At 66.7% G+C, this 23,918-nt stretch carries 21 protein-coding genes; 11 read left to right on the top strand and 10 right to left on the bottom strand.

Going from position 1 to position 23,918, the window contains the following annotated elements:
* Nucleotides 1-11 precede the first annotated feature (11 nt).
* The 5 genes from ACFVVC_RS18130 to ACFVVC_RS18150 form a co-directional block, all read right to left on the bottom strand.
* Complete coding sequence (locus ACFVVC_RS18130) at nt 12-1,688, bottom strand: FAD-binding dehydrogenase (protein WP_387456603.1); 1,677 nt, start codon at nt 1,686-1,688, stop codon at nt 12-14.
* A 230-nt stretch (nt 1,689-1,918) separates the two neighbouring features.
* Nucleotides 1,919-2,974 carry an NAD(P)-dependent alcohol dehydrogenase gene (locus tag ACFVVC_RS18135; protein ID WP_387456347.1) on the bottom strand — a complete coding sequence of 352 codons (1,056 nt, stop codon included), beginning with the start codon at nt 2,972-2,974 and terminating at the stop codon, nt 1,919-1,921.
* Between the two features lie 49 nt (nt 2,975-3,023).
* Complete coding sequence (locus ACFVVC_RS18140) at nt 3,024-3,932, bottom strand: carbohydrate ABC transporter permease (protein ID WP_387456350.1); 909 nt, start codon at nt 3,930-3,932, stop codon at nt 3,024-3,026.
* Nucleotides 3,929-4,897: a carbohydrate ABC transporter permease gene (locus tag ACFVVC_RS18145; protein WP_387456353.1), complete on the bottom strand. Its 969-nt coding sequence runs from the start codon at nt 4,895-4,897 to the stop codon at nt 3,929-3,931. The genes ACFVVC_RS18140 and ACFVVC_RS18145 overlap by 4 nt, the downstream gene beginning before the upstream one ends.
* A gap of 20 nt (nt 4,898-4,917) precedes the next feature.
* Nucleotides 4,918-6,270 (bottom strand): ABC transporter substrate-binding protein, encoded by a 1,353-nt coding sequence (locus tag ACFVVC_RS18150; protein WP_387456356.1) that lies wholly within the window; start codon nt 6,268-6,270, stop codon nt 4,918-4,920.
* Nucleotides 6,271-6,546: 276 nt separating this feature from the next.
* On the opposite strand from ACFVVC_RS18150, the gene ACFVVC_RS18155 reads away from it, so the two are divergent.
* A complete protein-coding gene (locus tag ACFVVC_RS18155) occupies nt 6,547-7,470 on the top strand; it encodes an AraC family transcriptional regulator (RefSeq protein WP_387456359.1) in 924 nt (307 codons plus the stop codon).
* Between the two features lie 68 nt (nt 7,471-7,538).
* The gene (locus tag ACFVVC_RS18160; protein WP_387456362.1) at nt 7,539-8,435 is read left to right on the top strand and encodes a diacylglycerol/lipid kinase family protein; all 897 of its coding nucleotides are present in this window, start codon (nt 7,539-7,541) and stop codon (nt 8,433-8,435) included.
* 238 nt (nt 8,436-8,673) lie between these two features.
* Here ACFVVC_RS18160 and ACFVVC_RS18165 read toward each other — a convergent pair whose 3' ends face one another.
* The 4 genes from ACFVVC_RS18165 to ACFVVC_RS18180 form a co-directional block, all read right to left on the bottom strand.
* On the bottom strand, nt 8,674-9,114 hold the full coding sequence (locus ACFVVC_RS18165) for a hypothetical protein (protein ID WP_387456364.1): 441 nt from the start codon (nt 9,112-9,114) through the stop codon (nt 8,674-8,676).
* A gap of 253 nt (nt 9,115-9,367) precedes the next feature.
* Nucleotides 9,368-9,889 (bottom strand): hypothetical protein, encoded by a 522-nt coding sequence (locus tag ACFVVC_RS18170; protein ID WP_387456367.1) that lies wholly within the window; start codon nt 9,887-9,889, stop codon nt 9,368-9,370.
* A gap of 141 nt (nt 9,890-10,030) precedes the next feature.
* Nucleotides 10,031-11,173 (bottom strand): alkaline phosphatase family protein, encoded by a 1,143-nt coding sequence (locus ACFVVC_RS18175; RefSeq protein WP_387456606.1) that lies wholly within the window; start codon nt 11,171-11,173, stop codon nt 10,031-10,033.
* A 2-nt stretch (nt 11,174-11,175) separates the two neighbouring features.
* A complete protein-coding gene (locus tag ACFVVC_RS18180; RefSeq protein WP_387456370.1) occupies nt 11,176-12,441 on the bottom strand; it encodes an alkaline phosphatase family protein in 1,266 nt (421 codons plus the stop codon).
* A gap of 337 nt (nt 12,442-12,778) precedes the next feature.
* Between ACFVVC_RS18180 and ACFVVC_RS18185 the strand changes: the two genes are divergently transcribed.
* Both ACFVVC_RS18185 and ACFVVC_RS18190 read left to right on the top strand, forming a co-directional pair.
* Complete coding sequence (locus tag ACFVVC_RS18185) at nt 12,779-14,164, top strand: OFA family MFS transporter (protein ID WP_387456372.1); 1,386 nt, start codon at nt 12,779-12,781, stop codon at nt 14,162-14,164.
* A 1-nt stretch (nt 14,165) separates the two neighbouring features.
* Nucleotides 14,166-14,309: a hypothetical protein gene (locus ACFVVC_RS18190; protein WP_387456375.1), complete on the top strand. Its 144-nt coding sequence runs from the start codon at nt 14,166-14,168 to the stop codon at nt 14,307-14,309.
* A 131-nt stretch (nt 14,310-14,440) separates the two neighbouring features.
* Here ACFVVC_RS18190 and ACFVVC_RS18195 read toward each other — a convergent pair whose 3' ends face one another.
* Nucleotides 14,441-14,872: a DUF2177 family protein gene (locus tag ACFVVC_RS18195; protein WP_387456377.1), complete on the bottom strand. Its 432-nt coding sequence runs from the start codon at nt 14,870-14,872 to the stop codon at nt 14,441-14,443.
* A gap of 224 nt (nt 14,873-15,096) precedes the next feature.
* Here ACFVVC_RS18195 and ACFVVC_RS18200 point away from each other — a divergent pair, with 224 nt between their 5' ends.
* The 7 genes from ACFVVC_RS18200 (at nt 15,097) to ACFVVC_RS18230 (ending at nt 23,917) form a co-directional block, all read left to right on the top strand.
* Nucleotides 15,097-15,966 (top strand): DUF1295 domain-containing protein, encoded by an 870-nt coding sequence (locus ACFVVC_RS18200; protein ID WP_387456380.1) that lies wholly within the window; start codon nt 15,097-15,099, stop codon nt 15,964-15,966.
* Between the two features lie 180 nt (nt 15,967-16,146).
* Nucleotides 16,147-18,207: a phosphocholine-specific phospholipase C gene (locus ACFVVC_RS18205; RefSeq protein ID WP_387456383.1), complete on the top strand. Its 2,061-nt coding sequence runs from the start codon at nt 16,147-16,149 to the stop codon at nt 18,205-18,207.
* 65 nt (nt 18,208-18,272) lie between these two features.
* Complete coding sequence (locus ACFVVC_RS18210) at nt 18,273-19,472, top strand: alkaline phosphatase family protein (protein WP_387456386.1); 1,200 nt, start codon at nt 18,273-18,275, stop codon at nt 19,470-19,472.
* Nucleotides 19,473-19,497: 25 nt separating this feature from the next.
* A complete protein-coding gene (locus ACFVVC_RS18215; RefSeq protein ID WP_387456388.1) occupies nt 19,498-20,085 on the top strand; it encodes a hypothetical protein in 588 nt (195 codons plus the stop codon).
* A 231-nt stretch (nt 20,086-20,316) separates the two neighbouring features.
* Nucleotides 20,317-20,637: a GYD domain-containing protein gene (locus tag ACFVVC_RS18220; RefSeq protein ID WP_387456391.1), complete on the top strand. Its 321-nt coding sequence runs from the start codon at nt 20,317-20,319 to the stop codon at nt 20,635-20,637.
* 248 nt (nt 20,638-20,885) lie between these two features.
* On the top strand, nt 20,886-22,034 hold the full coding sequence (locus tag ACFVVC_RS18225; protein WP_387456394.1) for a hypothetical protein: 1,149 nt from the start codon (nt 20,886-20,888) through the stop codon (nt 22,032-22,034).
* On the top strand, nt 22,031-23,917 hold the full coding sequence (locus tag ACFVVC_RS18230; protein ID WP_387456397.1) for a hypothetical protein: 1,887 nt from the start codon (nt 22,031-22,033) through the stop codon (nt 23,915-23,917). Before ACFVVC_RS18225 ends, ACFVVC_RS18230 begins: the two co-directional genes overlap by 4 nt.
* Nucleotide 23,918 lies beyond the last annotated feature (1 nt).

Consider the following 23,918-nt stretch of genomic DNA (forward strand, 5'->3'; position numbering starts at 1 on the left):
GATGTGTGCGGCTACAACGCCCGGGCCAGGGAACGCCCAACGGTCCTGCCGGTGAAGATGCAGCCGCCCAGGAAGGTGCCCTCAAGGGCGTTGTAGCCGTGGGCGCCGCCGCCGCCGAACCCGGCGGCCTCCCCGGCGGCGTACAGCCCGGGAATGGGGGAGCCATCCTGCCCGAGCGCTTGTCCGGACAAATTGGTCTGGATGCCGCCGAGCGTTTTCCGGGTGACAACATGGAGCCGCACCGCGATCAGGGGACCCGCCTTCGGGTCCAGGATCCGGTGCGGCTTCACTGTCCGGAAGAGCCGGTCACCCAGGTAGCGGCGGCTGTTGCGGATGCCCGCCACCTGGGCGTCCTTGGAATAGGCATTACGGATCTCGGCGTCGCGCTCCTCGATCTGCCGCCGCAGCAGCGCACCATCCAGCAGCGGCTCGGAGGTGAGCGCGTTCATGCCGCGGATCAGGTGTGGAAGGTTGTCTGCCACCACAAAGTCCGCGCCGTGCTCCTTGAACGCCTCGATGGGGCCGGACGCGCCGCGGCCCAGCCGGGTCTTCAACAGCAGCTTGAGGTCCCGGTTGGTGATGTCCGGGTTCTGTTCGGAACCGGAAAGGGCGAACTCCTTTTCGATGATCCGCTGGTTGACGATGAACCAGGAATGGTCGTACTGCTGGATGTCCGGGGTGGTCCGCAGCAGGCGGAGGGTGCCCAGGGTGTCGTAGCCGGGCAGCCCGGGGGAGGGGAGCCGCCGGCCCAGCGCATCGAACCAGAGCGAGGAGGGGCCCGGCAGGATCCGGATGGCGTGGTCCGGCCAGATGGGGTTCCAGTTCTGGATCCCCTCGGTGTAATGCCACATCCGGTCCCGGTTCACCAGCCGGACCCCGGAGCCGTCGGCAATGTCCAGCATCCGCCCGTCCACGTGCTGCGGCACCCCGGTGACCATCCTGCGCGGCGGCGTTCCCAGCCGGTCCGGCCACCACCGCCGCACCTGCTCATGGTTGCCGCCGATCCCGCCCGACGCGATCACCACGGCCTGCGCCCTCAGCTCAAAGTCCCCAACAACGTCCCGGTTGGAGGACACTCCACGCGGCGACGCATCAGGTGCCAGCACGGCGCCCCGCACCCCGGTGACCGCACCGTCGTCGTACGTTAAACCGTCCACCCGGTGCCGGAAGAAGAACCTGACGCTGCCTGCCGCGGCCGCCTCCCGCGCCTTGTCCGCGAATGGTTCGGACACCCCGGTGCCGGTGCCCCACGGGACGTGGAAGCGGGGGACCGAGTTGCCGTGGCCGCCGGCCCTGCCGTCGCCGCGCTCGGCCCAGCCCACCAGCGGCGTGAACCGGATGCCCTGCTCCTGCAACCAGGATCGCTTGTCGCCGGCGGCGAACTCCACGTAGGCGCGGCCCCACTGCGCGGCCCACTCGTCCTCCGGGTGCGGTCCGGAAAGCCGGTCCCACTGCGCCGAGCCCTGCCAGTCCTGCCACGCCAGCTCGACCGAATCCTTCACGCCCAGCCGCCGCTGCATGGGAGTGTCCACCAGGAAAAGCCCGCCCAGCGACCAGAACGCCTGGCCGCCCAGGTTGGCCTGGTTCTCTTGGTCCACGATGGCCACGCGGTGTCCCGCACGGACCAGCTCATTGCAGGCCACCAGCCCGGCCAACCCGCCGCCAATGATGATCACGTCCGCGTCCATGCGTGCCTGCCCGGGGTCGATAGCTGCTGTCACTACTTGCCAAGCTAACGCACGTTGTGGCCCGTGCCCCGGTTTGCCGTGCCCGGCGCGCAGCTGCCGCCTGCCGCCTTCGTGTCACACTGACCCGGTTTTCAGGGGGAAACGGCCGCGGGAGCGCGGATTTTCGGCGTCCCGCTGCGAAAACTGGGCTGGTCTGTGCGCCTGGTGTGGGGTGGAATGTGGTGCTGTGGTCAGCGGCCCGGATAGACCACGGCCTTGAGCTGGCCGGGCTGCTTTCCGGCCTTGAGCGCCGCTTCGGATTCGGCCAGGGGGAACTTTCCGGTGACCAGGATGTCCAGGTCGACTTTCCCGTCGGCGATCAGCTGGATGGCAAGAGGCCAGGTGTTGGTGTAGCGGAACACGCCGGAGAGCCAGATTTCCCGGTTCTGGATATAGGAAACGGGGAGCTCGACGTCGTCGGCCCCGAGCCCCACCAGGATCACCCGGCCGGCCGGCGCCACGGCCTTGATCCCGGAACGGACCGCCAGCGGGGCGCCGGAGGCATCGATAAAGGCGTCGACCTCGAGCCCCTCGACGCTGTCCGTCTTCGCGTTCAAAGCGTGGGTGGCCCCGTGTTCCAGGGCAAAGGCGAGCCGGTCCTCGGCGATGTCGGAGATGTAGATTTCGGTGGCGCCGTACGCCCGGGCGGCCTGGGCGGCGATGATGCCGATGGGGCCGGCACCGGCGATCAGCACCCGGCTGCCGGGCCGGATCTCCGCGCGCTCGCAGGCCCACAGGCCCACGGACAGCGGTTCAATCAAGGCGGCCGCCTCATCGCTGACTCCGTCCGGAATGTCGTAGGCGAAGTCGGACTGGATGGTGACGTATTCGGCGAACGCGCCGTCCACGGGCGGGGTGGCGTAGAACTCGATGTCCGGGCACAGGTTGTACCGGCCGGCCTTGCACTGCTTGCAGGTGCGGCAGGGCCGCTGGGGCTCGACGGCGACGCGGCTGCCGATGCGCGCCGGATCCACGGCGCTTCCGACGGCGGCGATCCGGCCGGAGAGCTCGTGGCCAAGGATCAGCGGGTGGTCCACCACGTACGGGCCGATCCGTCCGTGCTCGTAGTAGTGGACGTCGCTGCCGCAGACGCCGACGGCGGCGACCTGCACCAGGACCTGGTCCGCGTCCGGCTGCGGGAGGGGGAGGGATTCCATGGCCATGTCGGCCTGGCTCTTCAGAACGGCGGCGCGCATGGTGGCAGGCAGCCCGGCGGTGGGGGCGGGGGACTGGGCGGTGGTGGTCATAGCGGGGATCCTTTGCTGAAATCGAGGGGGTGTTTGGCTGGTGGGCCGGCTACTTCACTGCGCCCAGGGAGAGGCCCTGGACGAGTTTGTCCTGCGCGGCGAAGCCGGCGAACAGCACCGGCAGGGAGATGACGACGGCGGCCGCGCAGACTTTGGCGAGGAAAAGGCCCTGGCCGGAGACGAAGCCGGTGAGGAAGACGGGCGCCGTGCCTGCCACCACGCCGGTGAGGACCCGGGCCAGGAGCAGTTCGTTCCAGCTGAAGATGAAGCAGATCAGCGCGGTGGCGGCGATCCCGGGCATGGCCACCGGGGCGATGACCTTGCGGAGGATGAGCAGGAGGTTGGCACCGTCGATCTGGGCCGCCTCCAGCATTTCCTCCGGGACTTCGGCGAGGAAGGACCGCATCATCCACACCGCGATGGGCAGGTTCATGGAGGTGTACATCAGGATCAGGAACCAGATGTTGTCCAGGGCACCGACGGTGCGGGCGAACAGGTAGAGCGGCAGGATCGCAGCCACCACGGGCATCATCTTGGTGGACAGGAAGAAGAACATCACGTCCGTCCACTTCTTCACCGGCCGGATGGAGAGTGCGTACGCCGCCGGGATGGCCAGCACCAGCACCAGCGCCGTGGACAGGATGGAGGCGGTGGCGGAGTTGATCAGGGACGGCCAGGGACTGACGCCGGAGGTTTCGCCGAAGAATTCCCGGTAGGCGTCCAGGGTGAGGTTCGCGGCCACCGACGGCGGGTTGGTCGCCGCATCGGTCTCGGAGTGGAATGAGGTCAGGATCATCCACACGACCGGGGACGCGAACAGGAGAGCCAGGAGCCAGGCCGCAAGCCCGGCAGCGGTGTTGTTGCGGGTGGGGTCCATCCGGGACTTGCCGCGGCGGCCATTGGGAGCAGCGGTGATCGGTGGGTTGCGCCGGGCCGCTGCGGGAGTGAGGGTGCTCATCGTGCTGCCTCCTTCTTGAAGAGCGAAAAGACGGTGCGGAGTGCGAACGTGGCCACGATGATGGTGCCGATGACCACCACGACGCCGGCCGCCGAGGCCAGGCCGTACTCGTTCGCGTAATAGAAGGTCTGGTAAATGGCGTAGGGCAGGTTGGCGGTGCCGAGTCCACCGGCGGTGAGGGTGAAGACGGAGTCGAAGTTCTGCACGATGTAGATGGCACCCAGCAGGCCGCCGAGTTCCAGGTACTGGCGCAGGTGCGGCAGGGTCAGGTGCCGGAAGATCGCCCAGGGGGTGGCGCCGTCCATCTGGGCGGCTTCCACGGTGTCCATGGGCCGGGACTGCAGGCCGGCGAGCAGGATGAGCATCATGAACGGCGTCCACTGCCACACCAAGGAGACGACGACGGCGGCCAGGGGCGCCTGCGATAACAGGTCCAGTTGGGGCGGGGTGCTGCTGCCGAAGAGGGACCAGATCCAGGTGAGGATCCCGTTGACCAGCCCGTAGGCGGGGTTCAGGAGGGCGTGCTTCCAGATCAGGGCGGCGGCCACGGGGACCACCAGGAAGGGTGCGATCAGCAGGGTGCGCGCCAGTCCGCGGCCGAGGAACTTCTTGTCCAGCAACAGTGCCAGGCCGAGCCCGATGAGCAGGCTGGCCAGGACTACGGAGACGGTGAGGACGATGGTGGTGACGATGGCCTGGCGGAGGTCGGGGTCGGTGAGGACCGTGACGTAGTTCTCCAGGCCGGCGAAGGCGGTCTTGGTGGGGCTCAGGCTGTTCCAGTTCAGGAACGAGATGAACAGGGTCACCACGAACGGGAGCTGGGTGACGACGATAAGGAAGACCAGGGCGGGGAGCAGCGGTGCGCGGCGTGCCCAGTTCAGGGCACGTTCACGAGACGAGGCGCTGCGTGCGGGTTTGGCTGCGGTGTGTCCCGGTCGGAAGATACGCGCCGTTGCGGTAGTCATGGGATTCTCCTGCGGTTCGGTTAGGGCTGCTTGTATTTGTTGCCGATTTTCCGGGCGGCTTCCTGGCCCTTTGCCAGGGCGTCGGCCACGGTGCCTTGGCCGGCGATGGCCGAGCTGACGCCTTGCGAGACGTTGGTGCCCAGCGCCGCGAACTCGGGGATGCCGACGAATTGGATGCCGACGGCGGGACGCGGCTGGGTGCCGGGGTTCTTGGGGTCGGCGTTCTCGATGGCGAACCGTTCCGCGGTGAAGAACGGGGCAGCCTTCTGGAACTCGGCATTCTCGTACGTGGAGACGCGTTTGCCGGAGGGGACCTTGGCCCAGCCGAGCTTGGACGCCACCAGTTGCTCGTAGTCCTTGGAGCTGGCCCAGGCGATGAACCTCCCTGCCGCATCCTGCTTTTTGGACGCCGCCTGCATGGCCCAGGACCAGGTCCAAAGCCATCCGGAGGACTTGGTCTGCTTCACCGGTGCCTGGGCGTAGCCGATCTTGCCCTTGACGGGGGAAGCGTCGGCTTCGAGGGCGCCGGCGGCGGAGGTTGCGTCGTACCACATGGCCACCTTGCTCTGGCTCATGTTGTTCAGGCACTCGGTGAAGCCGGCCTGCGCAGCACCTGCTTCCCCGTGCTGGCGAACCAGGTTGGTGTAGAACTCGGTGGCGGCCGTAAATTCGGGGCTGTCGACCTGGGCGTTCCAGTCCTTGTCGAACCAGGTGCCGCCGAACGTGTTCACCACGGTGGTCAAGGGGGCGAAGACCTGGCCCCAGCCGGGCTGGCCGCGGAGGCAGATGCCCTTCATGCCGGGGCTGGCGCCGTCCACCTTCGCCGCGATGTCCGCCACCTGGTCCCACGTGGGTTTGTCCGGCATGGTGAGGCCCTTGGCCGCCAGGATGTCCTTGCGGTACATCAGGAAGGAGGACTCGCCGTAGAACGGTTCGCCGTAGAGCTTGCCGTCGGTACCCGTCAGGGATGCCGTGTACGCGGGGAGGATGTCCGCCTGGTCAAAACCGGGCTCCTTTGCCACGCCGTCCAGTGGGGCCAGCCAGCCATTGGCGGAATAGAACGGGATCTCGTAGTTGGACAGCGAGGCGACGTCGTACTGGCCTGCCTGGTTGGAGAACTCCTGGCTAATCTTCGCCCGGACATCATTCTCCGGCAGGATCGTAAAGTTCACGTTGATGCCGGTTTCCTTGGTGAAGTTGTCTGCGGTGAGCTTCTGCAGGTCCTCCATCTGGGGGTTGTTCACCATCAGTACGTTGATGCTGTTCGGGTTGCCGGCGGAATTACCTCCGCCGGCTCCCGCACATGCCGTGGCGCTCAAAGCAATGCAGAGTGCCCCGGCGGAGAGGACGGCAGCGCGCGTTTTCGGGCGCATTAAGGACTCCTTTGTTCTTCAGGAAGATGCGGGACCGGTGCCCGCCGACTGCTGCGTCGGGGTGCCCGGTTGGAGCGCGGCCAGCCACCGGAATCCCGATGCGCCGTGCTGGTGTTCCTCAAGGTTAGGGGTGCGGCGAAGGTCACAACTAGCGCCCTGGTTGCGAATTTCTGATACTTATTTTCCGCACCGCGATGGCGCGTCACCCGCTACTCTGGGACAAGGCGGCCCGGGCGCTGTCCAGAATTCATAACCCCCCGATGCACGGAGACCACCATGGCCACAGCTGACAGTGCCGAGGAAGCCACCGCCCGGCTGGCTGAGAGGCTGCTGGGCATGCGGGCCAACCGTGAGGTGATCCCGCCGGATCCCAACCACTCGGTCCGGTGGCACCAGCACAGCTACCCCAGCCCCGTGGCACGGTGGAATTACCATCCGGAGTACGAGATCCACCTCATCCGGAAAGGCACCGGAAAGTTCATCGTCGGGGACCACATCGGCACCTTCGAGGCGGGCCATGTGTCGATCGTGGGATCGGGCCTGCCGCACGACTGGGTCAGCGACCTGGAACCGGGCGAGGTACTGGAGAACCGGGACGCCGTCATCCAGTTCGACGGAAAGTGGGTGGAGCAGGCATCCGCCCTGGTCCCCGAACTCGCAGAGGTCGGGCCGCTCCTGGAACAGTCGGCGCGGGGCATCGAATTCCTGGGCCACACCGCCGTGGCGGCAGCAGCGGCTATCGAAACCATGGGCCAAACCACCGGCCTGGAGCGGCTGCAACACCTGTTTGAACTGTTCGCGGTCCTTGCCGGGGCGCCGGAAGGCGACCGCCGCTACCTGGCCGAAGCCTGGTTCAGGCCGCAGCTGGACGGCCAGGCTGCCGCCGTCGTCGACCTTGTCCTGGAGTACGTGTTCAGCAACCACGCCGGCAGCGTGCGGATGTCCGAAGCCGCGGCGCTGGTGGGCATGCCGGAGCCCACCTTTTCGAAGTATTTCAAGCGGGCCACGGGGCAGAACTTCAGCGACCTGGTCCGCAAGCTGCGCCTGGCGCACGCCCGGCGCCTGCTGGAGCGCAGTGACAAGCCCGTGTCCGAGATCTGCTACGAGGTGGGCTTCTCCAACCTGTCCAACTTCAACCGGCACTTCCTCAACGACGCGGGCGAGACGCCACGGAACTACCGGCAGCGGCTGCAGGGGTGATGGGGCTGACGGCCACCGCGGGTTAGGCTGGAGCCTCCCGCACCAGGAACCCGGAGAACACCTACGCCATGGCCGATGACGGAGCACCTGCCGCACCCTATGACCGTGCCGTCCTGATCTTCAATCCGGGCCGGCCCGGGATGGGCCAGCGGATCGAGGCATTGCAGCGGGACCTGGCCACAGACCTGCCGGGCCTGCCCGTTGAGCTGTTGCCCACGGAGTTTGCCGGGCACGCCCGCGAACTTGCCCGGGGCGTTGCGGGCCGGGGCACGCCGCTCATCCTTTCCGTCAGCGGGGACGGCGGGTACAACGAGGTGGTCAACGGCGTGATGGACGTGCCCGGCAGTAAGGCCGTCTGCGCGGTCATTCCCGCCGGTAATGCCAACGACCACTACCGGAGCCTGCCGGTGCGAACCTTCGCGGAAGCCGTGTCAGCCGGTGGAGGCCGGCGCATCGACCTGCTGCGGATCACCCTCGGCATCGGAACGCGGGAACGGGTCCTGTACGCGCATTCCTATGTGGGGTTCGGGCTGACCTCGTTGATGGCCATCGGCATTGAACAGGGCGGCAAGGGTAAGGTCCTGGAGCTGGTCTCCGTAGCCCGCACGCTCTCGAGGTTGAAGCCGTTTGAGCTTGTCCGGGATGACGGGGCCACCGCCCGGTTCGACAGCCTGATCCTGGCCAACGTCTCGCGCATGGCCAAGTACGGCACCGTCAGCGAGTCGCACTATCCGGACGATGGGCGGTTCGAGGTGGTGACGCTGCCCCACGCCGGCCTGACGAAGATGGCCCTGATGACGCTCCGCGCGGTCACCCTGGGGCTGGGGCCTCAACCGGGCGTCAGCCGCTATGCCTTCTCCACCCGCGATACAGTTCCGTGCCAGATCGACGGTGAGGTGGTCTGCGTCGAGGCAGGAACCCACGTCCTGGTGGAAAGCGCCAAGGGAGCCCTGGCCACCCTCTGAAGTTTCAGGCCGTCCGGACACGGCAGCGGGGCACTGCCGCCGGGGTGGCAGTACCCCGGGGACCGCCTACGGCTGCACGGAGTCGAAGAACGTGTGGTCAGGTTTTGGGCCGGCCTCATGGGATTTCATCCGGATGAAGTCCACGTCCTCCTGGCACAGCGTCGTCCCACCGTGGGGATCTCCGTTGGCGCCCTCGCCAGCGGCTGCACTGATCTGAGCGGAAATTGTCGGGCAAGGCTTAATCGAAGTGGATGTCTGCGGCGGCCTTGCGCAGGGACTCCAGCCGTTCTTCCTCCACCAGGCCCGACGCTTCCAGTTCGTGATTGCGGTCGGTCCGTTCTTGGGCCGCCTGGGCTGAGATGTCGCGCAGGATCATTCCCACAAGATGGGCCAGGCCCGCTTTGAGATCCACCAGGTTGGTGTTGGTGATCAGGAGGCGGCGGTCCGAGACCTGGAGTTCCACATCGCTGTACCCGGAGTCGGCCAGGCGCTGTTTCGTAGCTTCCCCGTGCAACAGATCGACTTCCCGGGGCTGCGGCCGGCGGGAAAACACCGCCGGAACGGTGTACCGCGTGGGGCCCTGGGCCGTGCCCAGGGCATGCGGCAACGCGGATGCGAGGACTCCGCTGAGCGACAGCGCCGAATCGGCGCGTACAACAGAGTCTTGGGTGGTGGTCATGGTGTCTACCAGCGTTCTGAAGGGTGCACCGCCGGAGCCCGGGACGCGGGGCGGAGTGGCTGGGGCAGGGGATCCGGGTCCGGATCGGCTGCAGTGGAGGTGAACGGATGCCGTTCCGGCCGGTGTTGTGGTGCGGCCCCTCGTCGTACCGATTCCCTGCTGCGCCGGCTCGAGGCTACTCGGTACGGAGCACGCCGGCCGCCTTGGAAGACAACCGGGAATCGGGCTCTTTTTCGGGGCAACGGATGTCCTGTCACGATCTCCCGAGATACTTTGAGTCTACGCTTATCAGCGCGTCTTCCAGGCCGGGATGCGGAACTGGGCCGCCGAAGGCCGGGCGCCGGCCGGAACGGTAAGCGGATTCGATTACGGATGCGAGTTCATCCAGCACGGTGTGGTTTCCGGGGAGCACCACGTGGGCCAGGAATTCCGATTCGAGGGAGGCGATCCCCGCGGCCACGGCTCCGAGTTTGGCGTCAATGGCCAGGGCCAGGGCGTGCCATGATTTGCGGTTGGCGCGTTCGAGGATTTTCGCGTTGGCTTCGTGGACCCGGCTGTCTGCGATGTCCCCGCGAATGGCCAGGGCGCCATCTGACTGCAGCAACGGCATGACAATCCGGAATTGCCGTCCGGCGCCCCTGAACGCCACCGCGCTCCGGTCCCCTCGCTGGGTGAACAGGATGTCCGTTGCCCCGAAGTCCGTGAGCGCCTGCCTGATGTGCTTCCGGGAAGCCTCGCTGCTGAAGGAATCGCCGCGGGTGTAAGGGCTTGTCATGTCCTAACTATGCGCCTTGCCGCCACCCTTTCCTAACATCGCCATAACGCATCGGCCGCGGAACAGCAATGGACCCGGCAAACGGTGCACTGCCGTCCGTTGCCGGGTCCATTCGAAGGGAGGCAGGCAGCCCCGTCAGGCTCAGACGCCTGCGTTGTACACGTCCAGGCCGAACCGGTTGAGCCCGGGCGTCCCGGCGTAACCCAGGTAGGGCAGGCCGAAGGTGTCCTCGATGCTGGCGAGCAGGCTGTAGTGGTTGTATGGCGTGGTGGACCAGGTGCCGCCCTTGGTGAACGGGGAGAGGACCAGGGCGCCGACGCGTCCGCCGCCCATGCCCGTGATGCCCGGCAGGGCCGTGTTCGGGCCTGGGCCCTCGCCGCAGCAGGCACTCGCGTCCGACTGCGGCCCGTCGGATTCGTCGAAGGTAATCACCAGGACGCCGTCCTGCTTGAACGCCGGGGAGTTGGTGATGGCCGGAACCCATTGCTTGAGCCAGGCGTCAGCGCTGGCCAGGCCGCCGGGCTGCCCGTCCACGCAGGGGGAATCGTGTCCATCGTGGCAGAGGTTGGGCGTGATCATGGACAGGTTGGGCGTGGTGGCAGCTGAGGCGAGGTCGGTCTGCAAGGCGGAGAGGTCGACGTCGTTCGTGGCGCAGTCAGGCGAGCCGGTGATCCCGGCGAAGTAGACGAACGGGTTGTGGCGGGCGGCGTACTGGTCGCCCACCTTGGCTTTCTGCGTGTCATCGACGGCGCCCAGCGCGGGGTGCCGGCAAGGGGTGCCCATGTCCTCCATGTACCCCTTCCAGGATTTTCCGGCGTCCTTGAGCTGCCCGGCCACCGTGGGAACGCCGGCCGGGAAAACGCAGCCGTCGCCCACTGCCTGGCCGGGGCTGGCGGTGCCGCTGCCGACGAACGGGGTGTAGGTCTGGCAGTCCGCCTGCATCTGCGGGTTGGGTCCCTGGCCGGAAATCTGCGCCACATAGTTGGGCTGGGAGTTGTGCGCCGTGCCGAAGTACTGGTTCAGCAGGACGCCCTGGCTGCGCAGGGTCTGGGAAAGGTACGGGGCGGCCGACGCCGGGCCCCAGGTTTCGTCGTAGCCCTTGTTTTCGAGGTTGATGACGAAGACGTGGTTGGCGCCGGGCAGGTAGTTTTGGGCCGCCGGAGCGGTGGCCGGAGCGGGGGCGGGAGCGGGGGCCGCGGCGGCCGGCTGGGACGGCGTTGCCGCCCCGGCAAGGATGGCGGCGGCGAATACGGCGATGGCCGCTGTGGCGGCACGGAGTTTCATTGTCACGGGAGTTTCCATCCGTCGGCGAGTGCTTTGTCTTTGAGGCCCGACCATTCTTCGGCCGGCGGCGGACCCACGGGGGTGCAGGCGGGACCGGCCACGAAGGGCGGAACGAGGTATTTGGGGGCGGCCAGGTTGGCCGGGGCGCCGAAGTCCAGGACCTCTGCGATATTGCGGGCGGCCTGGTCGCGGGGTGTGAGGGGCGGCAGGTTCCAGCGCCATTCGATCGCTTTCAGGACCGAGGTGTGGTCGTAGACATCGTGGGTGACGTACCGGCGCCGTGCCCTGGGCGAGACCACCAGGGACGGCACGCGGAAGCCCCGCAGCGAGGTGTCGGGGTTGGTGTCAGGAGCCGTCGTCGGCGCGACGTGGTCGTAGAAACCGCCCCACTCGTCGTAGTTGACCACCAGCATGGTGTTGGCCCAGCCCGGCCCTGATGTGACGGCGTTGTAGACCTCGGCCAGGAACGTTTCGCCGGAGCGGATATCGGCGTGCGGGTGGTCATCGCCGGAGGTCCCGGAGCCTTCGTCGGTGAACCGCGGGTCCACGAAGGACACTGCGGGCAGGGCCCCCGCGGAGCAGTCGGTGAGGAACTGCGCGTAGGGGTGGGAAATGCCCTGGTACTTGGCCCCCCACAGCGCGGTGAACGGGATGTCGCCGTAGTAGTACTTGCCGGATACGCCTGCAGCGGCCAGCCGGTCCCAGATGGTGGGAAGGGTGCTGGTGGCGGTGGAGTTGTGGATCCGGTCGGTGGCGGCGGCGTGCTGGTAGAACCGGTTGGGGTAGGTTTCGGCCATGGTCGCGGCGAAGTAGCGGTCGCAGACCGTCCAGTCGGGGCCGGCCTGGCGCCAGAAGTCCAGGTCTTCGGCACCGTAGTAGCCCACGGCGAACTCGTCGTTTTCGCCCGCCCGGAGCCAGCCGTCGTTCTTGCCGTTGTTGTATTGGATCCGGCCGCCCTCGTAGGAGTGGTCAGGATCCGGATGGCCGCAGCCCTGGAAGTCGGTCAGGTGGTAGGTGGAGTGCGGGATGCCGTAGCGGTCGGTGTAGCCCAGGCCCGATTGCTTGCCGTCGGACCCGGGCATCCAGCCGATGAAATGATCGAAGGAGCGGTTCTCCATCATCACCACGATGATGTGCTCGATGCCCGAGTCGCCGGGAGCCGGGAGCGCCGGGGGTGCCGCTGCGGCTGCCCGCAGCGTGCTGCCGGCGGCCAGCGTGGTGGCGGCAGCGGTGCCTGCTGCGAAGAAGCGGCGTCTCGAAAGATTCACGTCAGATTCCTTGTCCGTCATGGAGGACGGCGAAGCGGGCACGCCCCCCACGCTGGGCCGATCGCCGGACCGTAAGTTACTGGTCGGTATGGTTCGCGTTCACCAGTAGATCACGGCGAGGTTGCGGCCCGGGGCGGAAATGGGCTCCGTTCATACAGAGTTCACCGGACGTTCGGCGGCCTGTGGCGCGTCGCGTGGCGCCGCTCGCCGTAAATTCACTACCGGTCGGCGCGCCAACAGTACGTTTGCTGATGATTTGCATGATGATTGCCGGAGGCAACGGGCCGGGCCCTTCGCCTCTGGACACCGTCGTCTTCCACCGAGCAAGGGAATCATCATGGGCTTCCTGGACCGTGAACGAACCATCGCCCCGCCGGGCTTCAACCGCTGGCTTGTTCCACCGGCCGCGCTCGCCGTCCACCTCTGTATCGGCCAGGCGTATGCCACCAGCGTGTACAAGACCGCGCTGGTCAAGCATTTCGGCGCCAGCCTGACCGAGATCGGGGTAATTTTTTCCATCGCCATCGTGATGTTGGGGCTCTCCGCCGCGGTCATGGGCACGTGGGTGGACCGGAACGGTCCGCGGAAGGCGATGTTCACCTCGGCCATGTTCTGGGTGGGCGGCTACCTGGTCGGCTCCCTGGGCATCTTCACGCACCAGCTCTGGCTGGTCTACCTGGGCTACGGCGTGGTGGGCGGCATCGGGCTTGGCATAGGCTACATCTCGCCGGTGTCCACCCTCATCAAGTGGTTCCCGGACCGCCCCGGCCTGGCCACCGGCATGGCGATCATGGGCTTTGGCGGCGGAGCGCTCATCGCCAGCCCTGTGTCCCAGGCGCTCCTCAAGGCCTACGATCCCAACTCCGGCGCGCAGGGCTGGGTGGCCAGCGGCGATGCCGTGGGCAAGCTCTTCCTGACGCTCGCCGTCGTCTACCTCGCCTACATGCTGTTCGGCGCGTTCACCATCAAAGTCCCGGCTGACGGCTGGCGCCCGGACGGGTTCGACCCCGCCCGGGTCAAGGCGGCCAAGCTGGTCACCACGGAGAACGTCTCCGCGAAGAACGCCATCAAGACCCGGCAGTTCTGGCTGGTATGGGTGGCGTTGTTCTGCAACGTCACCGCCGGCATCGGCATCCTGGAGCAGGCGGCGCCCATGATCCAGGACTTCTTCCGGAAGGCCGAAGGTGGGTCCCTGGTCAGCGCCGGCGTCGCCGCCGGCTTCGTGGGGCTGCTGTCCATCGGCAACATGGCGGGGCGGTTCGCCTGGTCCGCCACCTCGGACATCACCGGCCGCAAGCGGATCTACATGGTGTACCTGGGCGTCGGCGCGGTCCTGTACACCGTGCTGGCGCTGGCCGGAGCCACCGCCACGTTCCTCTATGTGGTGCTGGCGTTCCTGATCATCTCGTTCTACGGCGGCGGTTTCGCCACCGCGCCGGCGTACCTGCGGGACCTGTTCGGGACGTTCCAGGTGGGCGCCATCCACGGCCGGCTGCTGACGGCCTGGTCGGCGGCCGGGGTTGCCGGCCCGTTGATCGTGAACGGCATCCTGGACGCGCAGGGGAAACCAGGCCAGCTGACCGGCGCGTCCTACCAGCCGGCGCTGCTGACCATGGTGGCCCTGCTGGTGGTGGGCTTCGTGGCCAACCTGCTGGTCACCCCCGTTGATGCCCGATTCCACGAACCCCGCTCCGCGCGGCACGAACCAGCCATGGAGGCCTGAGATGACCACAGCACATACCCATAACGGGCACGAACCCGTACGACGGTCCACCGGCAGGCTGGTCCTGGGCTGGATCCTGGTGGGGATCCCGCTGGCGTACGGGGTTTTCCAGACGCTGACCCAGGTGGCGGCGCTGTTCGGGTGAGCCCTGCGCCCGGTCTCGCGTCACGCAGAGCAGGCTTTAGCAGGAGCGGACGACGGCGGGTCCCGGCTTTCCGGGGTTCCGCCGTCGTTCCTTGGTCTAAAGCGTGCCGTCCGTGACGCGGGCGCCGGCCCTCACGCTGCGGCGGGGCGGCCGAGCCGGTGCCGCAGCAAGGTGGCGGTGGCCCAGGTGACGATGCTGCAGGCCGCGGCTCCCCAGAGAATGTCCGTCAGTGCCACTACGGCAGGGAAATCCTTCAGCACCGCGAGCCCGGTCAGCGCCCATGTGGCGTAGGTGAAGAACCCGAACCAGGCAGCGCCCGTGACGCGCTGGCGTCCCGTGGCATCGGGGCTGTTGGGGCGGACGCCGTAGTGCACCATCCCGGCCACGAAGATGACATAGAACAGGACGGCTCCGGCGAGGTTGGCCTTGGGCGCGAGCAGGTGGCCGATCTGGCTTTGGTACTGCGGGTTCGCTACCAGCAGGATCCACACCACGTCCAGGACGGCGAAAATCACGGCACTGACAACGTAGGCGGTCAGCCAGTTCTTGGTGCGGGGGCTCATGCTGGGCTCCTGGGATCGGGGGACGGCGGTATCGGTGGTTCGTTCCTGGCGGGGTGCCCGGACGGCCTGGCCGGTCGAATTTCAAGCCGGAGCCCATACATCGTGCCGGCCGCTCCGAACACTAGGTGGACGGCGCAACGGCGTTGTTGGATGTAGGTGTGCCCGAAAGTGCACATGGGGGATCCTGCCGCTGGACCGGGCAGGCCGTGAAAGGACCGGGTTTCATGAATGGAGACAGCCGCAAGGCGCTTATCAGTAGCATCATCGCGGTGGTGGTGGCGGTGCTCATTGCCCTCGCCGGCAGCCAGGGCGGCTCGCGCATTGGGGGCTTGCCGGTGTTTGCGCTCGGGGTTGCCGCGGCATTCGTGATCCAGTGGCTGGTGTTCATTCCCAGCTTCAAGGCGCAGACCGAGAAGTTTTACGACCTCACCGGTGCCCTGACCTACATCTCCATCACCGTGTTCCTGGTGCTGTCTTCCCCTGGCGTCGACGCGCGGGGAATGCTGCTGGCGGCCATGGTGGTGCTGTGGGCCGCACGGCTGGGCAGCTTCCTGTTCCTGCGGATCAGCAAGCACGGCAAGGACGACCGGTTCGATGAGCTCAAGCCGGACTTCTTCCGCTTCCTGAACACCTGGACCATCCAGGGCCTCTGGGTGGTGCTCACCGCGGCGCTGGCGTGGGTGGCCATCACCTCGGACACGAAGGTGGGCCTGGACGGGTTCTTCTGGGTGGGCCTGCTGGTGTGGGCCGCGGGCATCACCGTGGAGACCGTGGCGGATATCGAGAAGAACCGCTTCAAGGCAGATCCTGCCAACAAGGGGCACTTCATCAACACCGGCCTGTGGTCCAGGTCCCGCCACCCGAACTATTTTGGCGAAATCACCCTGTGGGTGGGGGTGGCCATCATCGCGCTGCCCGTGCTGCAGGGCTGGCAGTGGGCGGCGCTGATCTCCCCGGTGTTCGTGGCCCTGCTGCTCACCAAGGGCAGCGGCGTCCCGCCCCTGGAGAAGAAGGCGGACAAGAAGTGGGGCGGCCAGCCGGACTACGAGGCGTACAAGAAGAACACGCCGGTGCTGGTGCCAAAACTTAAGTAGCGTCCGGGAAGGCCGTACGACGACGGTACCCGGGCCGGGTGCCGACCTGCAGGGGCCGGGGCGCAGACAATGTGCCCCGGCCCCGCGATGTTCAGTCCGTGTACACGGTGGCGTAACCAAGGGCTGGAATAGTTCCGGCCGGGGGGCCACCGGAAAGACACACCACTAGGGAGCATCCTCATGGCAGGCTTGGACCGTCGTCGTTTTCTTCAACTCTCGGCAGCAGGCGCGGCCGGAACCGCCTTGTCCCAGATGATGGGGCAGAGCATCGCCCGGGCGGCGGAAATCCCCGCCAACAGGACCACCGGCTCCATCAAGGACGTGGAGCACGTGGTGATCTTCATGCAGGAGAACCGGGCATTCGACCACTACTTCGGCACCCTGAAAGGCGTGCGCGGATTCGCGGACCCGCACCCGGCGCTTCTGCCGTCAGGCAAGGACACCTTCCACCAGGCGAACTCCACCCGCGAAGTCACCCCGTTCCACCCTGACGCGCCGAACCTTGGCATGCAGTTCATGGAGGACCTGGACCACTCGTGGAAACTCACGCATGAGGCCTTCAACAACGGGAAGTACGACAAGTGGTTGCCGCAGAAGACGGACGCGACCATGGCGTTCTACGGCCGCCAGGACATTCCGTTCCACTTCTCGCTCGCCGACGCGTTCACGGTCTGCGACCAGTACCACTGCTCGGTCCTTGGCCCCACCGACCCGAACCGCTACTTCATGTTCGCCGGCGGAGACGACCCCGACCGGAAGGGCGGCGGCCCGGACCTGTGGAACGGCGAGAAGGGCTACTGGTGGAGCACCTACCCGGAAGAGCTGGAGAAGGCCGGGGTGAGCTGGAAGGTTTACCAGGACATCGGTGAGGGCCTTGACCCGGCGCACTATGAGGGCTGGACTGACGACGCCTACATCGGCAACTACGGCGACAATTCACTCCTGTACTTCAAGCAGTACCAGGACGCGAAGCCCGGAAGCCCGCTGTACGACAAAGCCCGGACCGGCACCAATGCCAAGGCCGGCGATGACCTGTTCAGCATCCTCCGCAAGGACGTCGCGTCTGGCACGCTGCCCCAGGTCTCCTACATCGTGGCGCCCGAAGCGTATTCGGAGCACTCGAACTGGCCGCCGAACTTCGGCGCCTGGTACGCCGCCAACATCCTGGACATCCTCACCTCCAGCCCCGACGTGTGGAGCAAGACGGCCGTCTTGTTCATGTACGACGAGAACGACGGCTTCTTCGACCACATCGTCCCGCCGCACCCCAACACGCCGCAGATTCCCGGCGCCTCCACGGTCTCCACTGCCGGTGAATGGTACGACGGCAGCCCCACGTTCTACGGTGATAAGGACGTCCCCGGGCACTTCGGCCTGGGGGTCCGGGTGCCCATGATCGTGGCGTCCCCGTGGAGCATGGGCGGCTGGGCCTGCTCCGAGACGTTCGACCACACCTCGATCGTGCGGTTCCTCGAAGCCCGTTTCGGTGTGGCTTCACCGAACATCACGCCGTGGCGCCGGGCCGTCAGCGGGGACCTCACCAGCGCGTTCGACTTTTCCAAGGCGGGTGGGGCCGCGCCGGCGCTGGCGGACACGTCCTCGTATAAGCCGGTAGACCACAACCGGCACCCCAGTTACGTGCCGGTACCTCCGGCGTCGAACTCAATGCCCAGCCAGGAAAAGGGCACCCGCCCGTCCCGCCCCCTTGGCTACGCGCTGGACGTCGAGACGACCGTCCAGGCCGGAAAGCTCAACGCCCGGTGGGCCAACCATGGGTCCCTGGGCGCGCACGTCCAGGTCCGCTCCAACCTGCTCCCGGCCGGCCCGTACTCCTACACCATCGGGGCAGGAGCATCGCTGGATGCCACGTGGGCGCTCGGTGCCGAGTACGACGTGCAGATGCACGGCCCGTCAGGCTGGTACCGGCGGATCGCAGGTACGACGACGGCCGCGGACATCCGAGTGGGCGTCACCGGAGACGGCAAGTCCCCGCACGCACAGTTCCGGATCGACAACCCGGGCGCCGCGGCCGTCACCCTGACCCTCAAGGATGCCTACGGCGCCGGTTCCCAGACCCTCGCGCTCAACCCGGGACAGGGCAAAACCATCGTCATCCCCACCCAGGGCGGCTGGTACGACCTCACCGTCACGTCGGCCGGTGACCCCAAGCTCGTCCGCGTCCTGGCCGGCCGCTTCGAAACTGGCGGCCCGCTCACCAGCGATCCCCAGCTGGGCCGCTGACCCACACCAGCGTCATTCCCCGTACTCACGCGCCCCGCAGCGGGCGTCATCGAAAGGATTGTTCAATGCTCAACCTACTCAAGAACCGCAGGACAGGCGCCGCGGCCCTTGCTGCCGCCGTCGCGTTCACTGGCCTTGCCACCGCCGGCGCGGCAGTCCCCGCAGCCGCGCAACCGTCGTCGGACGCTGCCGCGCAAGCCAGCGGGGAGGGCCAAAACGGACCTGACCATGTCTTCGTCATCATGATGGAGAACCACGGGTACGACCAGGTCATCGGCAACACTGCCGACGCGCCGTACATCAACAGCCTCGCCCAGCGCTACAACACCGCGACCAACTACCACGGCGTGACCCACCCCAGCCTCCCCAACTACCTGGCAGCCATTTCCGGCAGCTCGCAGGGCATCTGGGATGACTGCAAGGCCGGCGCGAATGTCACGTGCGCCCCTGAAGAGTTCATCCCCGGCTCCGGCGATCCCGGCGCCACCGGCCTCCTCACCCAGGCTCAGGCGGCCAGCGCTTCAGCCACCCCGCATATGTTTTCGGGGAAGAACATCGTTGACCAGCTCGAGAACAAGGGCCTGAGCTGGAAGGCGTACATGGAGAGCATGCCAAGCACCGGCTCACAGGTCGAGTACGCACCGACGATCGGCTCCAGCACGGTCAAGCTGTACGCGCAGAAGCACAACCCGTTCATGTACTTCTCGGATATTAACTACCCGGGCAGCCCGCGGCTGCAGAACATCGTGCCCCAGGAGGACAACCTGAAGAGCGACCTGGCCAGCGGCAACGTGCCGAACTTCACCTGGATCAGCCCCAACCAGTGCCATGACATGCACGGGGTTTCGCCCTCCGGTGCCGCGCTCGTCGGACTGCCCCAATGCGGTTACCCGGACTCCGGCCTGGACCACGGAGCCATCCAGCTCGGCGACAACTACGTCAAGGAAACGGTCCAGCAGATCATGGACTCCCCGACGTGGAAGACCACCAAGTCCAGCATTGTCCTGGCCTGGGATGAGAACGACTACTCCGGATCCGACGGCGGCCCCGGAAGCCCTGTGGGCCAGAATGGCGCTGTCCTCGGCGGCGGCCACGCGCCGGCCATCGTGATCAACTCAGCCGACGGCCCGCACAAGACCACCAACCAGCTGTCCGACCACTACACCCTGCTCTCCACCATTGAGCACATGTGGCACCTGGGCTGCCTGGAAAACACCTGCTCACCCACCACGTCGGGCACTTTCGAGGAACTCTTCCGCCCGTAACTGCCACGCCGCCTAAGCTGTGGTCATGGAGATAACACCCTCAGGTTCCGCGTCGCCGATGAAGTCCCTGCTCTACTGGCGCAAGAGCATGATCAATGGAGCCAAGACAGTACCTGTGATCGTGGCAATGGACGGAGCGGGGACGTTCAGCATGCATGACGCTGCCGGGGTGCCGGTATTTTCCGTGCCGGCACCCCAGGCCGCAGTCCGGTTCACGAGCATGGGGACGATGGTGGTCACGGCGAACGGCCGGAAGTACGACATTTTGGGCGTGGGCGCGTCCTTGTCGCCCAGCCCGTCCCCCTGGCAGCTCGCCGAGATGGCCGCCGGCCCGGACGGCCGCACGGACCCTACCGGCTTGAGCCGCGCCGGGTCCGCCGGAGCCGCCATGAGCGGGGCGGGCGGGCTGGGCGCCGTTGCGGGCGCGGCCGGCGGCGCCGCGATGATGTTCGCCTACTACCAGGGACTGGACGCCATCAAGGCGTGGCAGGAGGCGCTCCCCAACGCCGGCGCCGCGGTGCAGAAGAGTTCCATGACGGCCGGGCTCTACATCTCGCTGGGGGTCGTGGCCGCCGTGGTCATCGGCCTCGTGGTGACGCTGGGCCTCCGGTAGCTTCAGCCGGCCAGGACCCCTCCAGGTTGGGTATCCCGGCATCTTGACTGCTTCGTGGGGCCGGAATACCGTCTGCCTTGACGGGGCATCCCGCGTCCGGGGGCTTTCCAACGGACACGAGCGCCGGTCCCATCACATCCAGGTCTCGCATGGACTCCGTCCTGCACCGGATACGCCCGGGCATTGGTTCCCGCGGCGACCACAGGACGGGAGATAGGGAAGGGAAAGACCATGCCGAAGTATCTGTTCGAGGCAACGTACGTGGGCCAGGGTATTAAGGGGCTCATGCAGGAGGGCGGCACCAAGCGGCGGGACGCCTTGACCGAAGCCCTCAAGTCCGTCGGAGGGACGCTGGAGAGCTTCTACTACGCCTTTGGCTATTACGACGTCCTTGGTGTTTTTGACGTGCCGGACGATGCCAGTGCCGCAGCATTGTCGCTGCTGATCAATTCCACCGGGAACGTCAACGTGCGCCTCAAGCCGCTCCTCAGCGTGGAGGACCTGGACGAAGCGGCCAAGAAGACGCCGTCCTACCGGGCCCCGGGGCAGTAGTAAGTCATAACGGGGTCGTCGGGGAAGGTTTGGCGGCACATCCCCAGCGGGCAGGTGCCTCCAGCTGTGAGGTTGGCTGGGCCCTAGGTAGTGGGCTTGCGTTGAACTAGGTACCCATTACTCGTGACTGCCGCTCCACCTCAATCTAGTCTCGAAAGACAGTGCGGCCATGAAGCGGTCGACGCACTGGAAGTGGTGCTGGGGACCATGGGGTTCGACTCCGGGGAGCAACATTGTCAGAGCGAGGAATGTCCAACGAGGGTTTGCCCGGCAGCGGAGGCCGCCCGTCTTGGCGCGGCCGGTTCAAGGAGTTGCGGCCCGGGGCGTTGTTGACAGCAGTCCTGCTCGCGGCGGAAGGCGGCCTGGTGATGCTGCCCGTCGCCGCGACGGCGGCCGGGCCCAACCCGCTTCCGGCCGCGAACTGTTCGGTCCGGCTGCTCCCTGGCCTGGGAGGTCAGGGCAGCAACGCGGTATCGGGCAGCAGCAATGGCTTGGTGGTGGGCGTCGCCGACACCGCTGCGGGCGAATCTGCGCCGGTGCTGTGGCGGGGTGGCCAGCCCACTCAGTTGGCGATTCCGCTTGAGTCGGTGGTCCCCTCCTCTGTTAACCGGGACGGCGTGGTTGTCGGCACCGGGTATGACACCGCACACCAGGTACTGGTGGGCTGGTGGTGGCAGAACGGGCAATACCACCCGCTCCCGGTCAACCCCGGTGACATAGCACTCCCGTCAATGGTTTCGGACAGCGGCATCGTTGTTGGCGCATTGATCGGTGACGAGGAGCATTCCGACGGGCCGGGTGCCGACGACGACGAACGCCCCGCTGCCTGGTCCACCGTCGCCGCCGCGCCTCACGAGCTCACGCTCCCGGCCGGAGCCCGCGGCGGTCATGCCTTTGCGGTCGGCGCGGACGGCACGGTCGGCGGGGTGGCCCTCGGCGATGACGCTACGCCGGTGCTGTGGGCCCCGAACGGCGCCCCGCGGGCGTTGCCGACACTCACGGGGCGGGGTGGTGTGGTGCTCGGGATTGATTCCACCGGTCAGGCGCTTGGCCAGAGTGCTGTGGCGGAGGGAACCCATGCGGTCGCCTGGGGCGCCCTCGGCCTAATCTCTGATGTAGGCGCTGCGGCGGCCGGTCCGTCCTCCAGTGCGGCCGCAGGCGCTGCGGGAACCGCGGTGGGAGCGGGTAGTTCGCCGTCCTTCAAGGGTTCGCGGCCCCAGGCGATGATGTGGATCGGCAAGAGCGCCCGGATCCTGCCGCCGGGCTCTGACGGGCAGTTTGCGGGAGTGTCCGGGTCTGCGAGCTCGATCTCAGGGCAGGGCGCCACCACCTCGGTCATAGGTTACTCCGCCGCAGCCAACGGGCTGCGTCGCGCAACCGAATGGAGCTGTAAGTGAGCACCCACCTTCACAAGCGCCGCCCGTTGGGCCGATTGCTGGCCATCTTGCTCGGCACTGCCCTTGTTCTTGCGAATGTCTATTTCCTGGCTTCATCGAGGGACTCCCAAGCCACAGCCGCAACTTCGGTGAGTTTGGGTTTCGCCGGTGACACCGGTGGCAACACCGTGACCGGAAAGGTGATTGATGCAGCCCGCAATTCCGGGACCGCGGCCATGTTCAATCTCGGTGACCTGTCCTATTCGCAGATCACCCCGGAGTCTGCCTGGTGCTCGTTCGTCAAGCAGCACGCCGGGACCATGCCCTATGAATTCATCACCGGAAACCACGAGGACGACGGGCCCGATGGTGTGTGGTCCAACTTCGCTTCGTGCCTGCCGGACCAGCTGGGCTCGATAGGAAATTACGCCCAGCAGTTCTACACGGACTACCCGGCCAGCAGCCCCCTGGTCCGCTTGATCATGGTGTCCCCGAAGCTCACGTACAGCGGCAGCAGCCTGGACTGGTCCTATAAGTCGGGCACCCAGGGCTACAAGTTCGTGACGTCGGCGATCGACTCGGCCCGCGCCGCGGGGATCCCGTTCATCGTCGTGGGCATGCACATGTATTGCCTGTCCATGGTGAACTACCCCTGCGCCGCCAGTCCTGACCTGATGAACATGCTGGTGTCCAAGAAGGTGGATCTGTACCTGCAGGCGCACGACCATGCGTATGCCCGCAGCTACCCGCTGGCGCTCAACAGCAACTGTCCTAACATCCCGGTCACCAGTTTTGACCCCGACTGTGTGGCCGACACCAACCCCACCGGGCAGTTCGCCGCCGGCACCGGAACCATCCTGGCCACCGTGGGTTCGGGCGGGAGGTCGCTAAACAGTGAGAACAACACGACCACGGCGCCGTACTTCCAGAGCTTCATGGGGAGCAACAACAACCCGACGTATGGCTTCCTCAAGGTGTCCGTGACGAGTACGACGCTGACCGGCTCCTTCGTACGAGCCTCAGGAGGGACATACACCGACAGCTTCTCAGTCACCCGGCCGGCACCGTCGCCAAGCCCGACGCCGACCCCGACAGTGACGCCTACGCCTACGCCTACGCCGACAGTGACGGCTACGCCGACCCCGACAGTGACGCCTACGCCGACCCCGACAGTGACGCCTACGCCAACCCCCACGCCAACGCCGACGACAACTTCGCCGACGCCGACAGCGGTCTCGGTACGGTCTTCGGCGGCCGGAGCCGGGGAGCTGACAGCGTCGGGTTCGTACACGCCAACCCTGCCGGCAGGCTGGCAGCCTGGTGACACCGTGTTCCTGTTCTCGCAGGTCACCGTGTCCGGGTCCGCCAATACCGCCGCACCGGCGGGCTGGACACAGGCAGTCGGCGACTTCACGAGCGCAAGTTCCGCCTCAGCCCATCAAGCTGTCTGGTACCGGGTGATGCAGCCCGGTGACACTGCGCCGAGCGTCCCTGAACCGGCCTCCCGATATGCCTGGTCGACCGTTGCCGTTCAGGGGGCAAACCAGGCAACACCACTGGATGTAACCCCCGCCACCGATACCAACAGCGGGGTGGCGTACCCGGATGTCCGGGCCCCGTCCATCACGCCCGTGACGCCGGGTGCGCTGCTTCTGACGGCCCATGGCGCCAGGAACGGCACCAATTCGGCCACCACGGGGTTCACACCACCGTCCGGAACAACTGAGCTGGTTGAGGCAACGTCCAACATTGCGGCGAAGTCGAACGCGGCCATCGAAGTCAACTCCCTCGCCTTGACCGACACCTCAGCCACTGGCACAAAGTCCGCCACGGCCGCTTCAAGCTCCGGCACGGTGATAAACCAGTGCGGCTCGGCCATCGTTGTACGGCCGGCGGGCCCGTGAT

The organism is Pseudarthrobacter sp. NPDC058196 (genome assembly GCF_042882685.1).
Classification (GTDB): domain Bacteria; phylum Actinomycetota; class Actinomycetes; order Actinomycetales; family Micrococcaceae; genus Arthrobacter.

Coding starts and splice junctions, on each gene's coding strand:
- ACFVVC_RS18130 (WP_387456603.1), bottom strand. CDS start 1,688: ATGGACGCGGACGTGATCATCATTGGCGGCGGGTTGGCCGGGCTGGTG.
- ACFVVC_RS18135 (WP_387456347.1), bottom strand. CDS start 2,974: ATGACCACCACCGCCCAGTCCCCCGCCCCCACCGCCGGGCTGCCTGCC.
- ACFVVC_RS18140 (WP_387456350.1), bottom strand. CDS start 3,932: ATGAGCACCCTCACTCCCGCAGCGGCCCGGCGCAACCCACCGATCACC.
- ACFVVC_RS18145 (WP_387456353.1), bottom strand. CDS start 4,897: ATGACTACCGCAACGGCGCGTATCTTCCGACCGGGACACACCGCAGCC.
- ACFVVC_RS18150 (WP_387456356.1), bottom strand. CDS start 6,270: ATGCGCCCGAAAACGCGCGCTGCCGTCCTCTCCGCCGGGGCACTCTGC.
- ACFVVC_RS18155 (WP_387456359.1), top strand. CDS start 6,547: ATGGCCACAGCTGACAGTGCCGAGGAAGCCACCGCCCGGCTGGCTGAG.
- ACFVVC_RS18160 (WP_387456362.1), top strand. CDS start 7,539: ATGGCCGATGACGGAGCACCTGCCGCACCCTATGACCGTGCCGTCCTG.
- ACFVVC_RS18165 (WP_387456364.1), bottom strand. CDS start 9,114: ATGACCACCACCCAAGACTCTGTTGTACGCGCCGATTCGGCGCTGTCG.
- ACFVVC_RS18170 (WP_387456367.1), bottom strand. CDS start 9,889: ATGACAAGCCCTTACACCCGCGGCGATTCCTTCAGCAGCGAGGCTTCC.
- ACFVVC_RS18175 (WP_387456606.1), bottom strand. CDS start 11,173: ATGAAACTCCGTGCCGCCACAGCGGCCATCGCCGTATTCGCCGCCGCC.
- ACFVVC_RS18185 (WP_387456372.1), top strand. CDS start 12,779: ATGGGCTTCCTGGACCGTGAACGAACCATCGCCCCGCCGGGCTTCAAC.
- ACFVVC_RS18190 (WP_387456375.1), top strand. CDS start 14,166: ATGACCACAGCACATACCCATAACGGGCACGAACCCGTACGACGGTCC.
- ACFVVC_RS18195 (WP_387456377.1), bottom strand. CDS start 14,872: ATGAGCCCCCGCACCAAGAACTGGCTGACCGCCTACGTTGTCAGTGCC.
- ACFVVC_RS18200 (WP_387456380.1), top strand. CDS start 15,097: ATGAATGGAGACAGCCGCAAGGCGCTTATCAGTAGCATCATCGCGGTG.
- ACFVVC_RS18205 (WP_387456383.1), top strand. CDS start 16,147: ATGGCAGGCTTGGACCGTCGTCGTTTTCTTCAACTCTCGGCAGCAGGC.
- ACFVVC_RS18210 (WP_387456386.1), top strand. CDS start 18,273: ATGCTCAACCTACTCAAGAACCGCAGGACAGGCGCCGCGGCCCTTGCT.
- ACFVVC_RS18215 (WP_387456388.1), top strand. CDS start 19,498: ATGGAGATAACACCCTCAGGTTCCGCGTCGCCGATGAAGTCCCTGCTC.
- ACFVVC_RS18220 (WP_387456391.1), top strand. CDS start 20,317: ATGCCGAAGTATCTGTTCGAGGCAACGTACGTGGGCCAGGGTATTAAG.
- ACFVVC_RS18225 (WP_387456394.1), top strand. CDS start 20,886: ATGTCCAACGAGGGTTTGCCCGGCAGCGGAGGCCGCCCGTCTTGGCGC.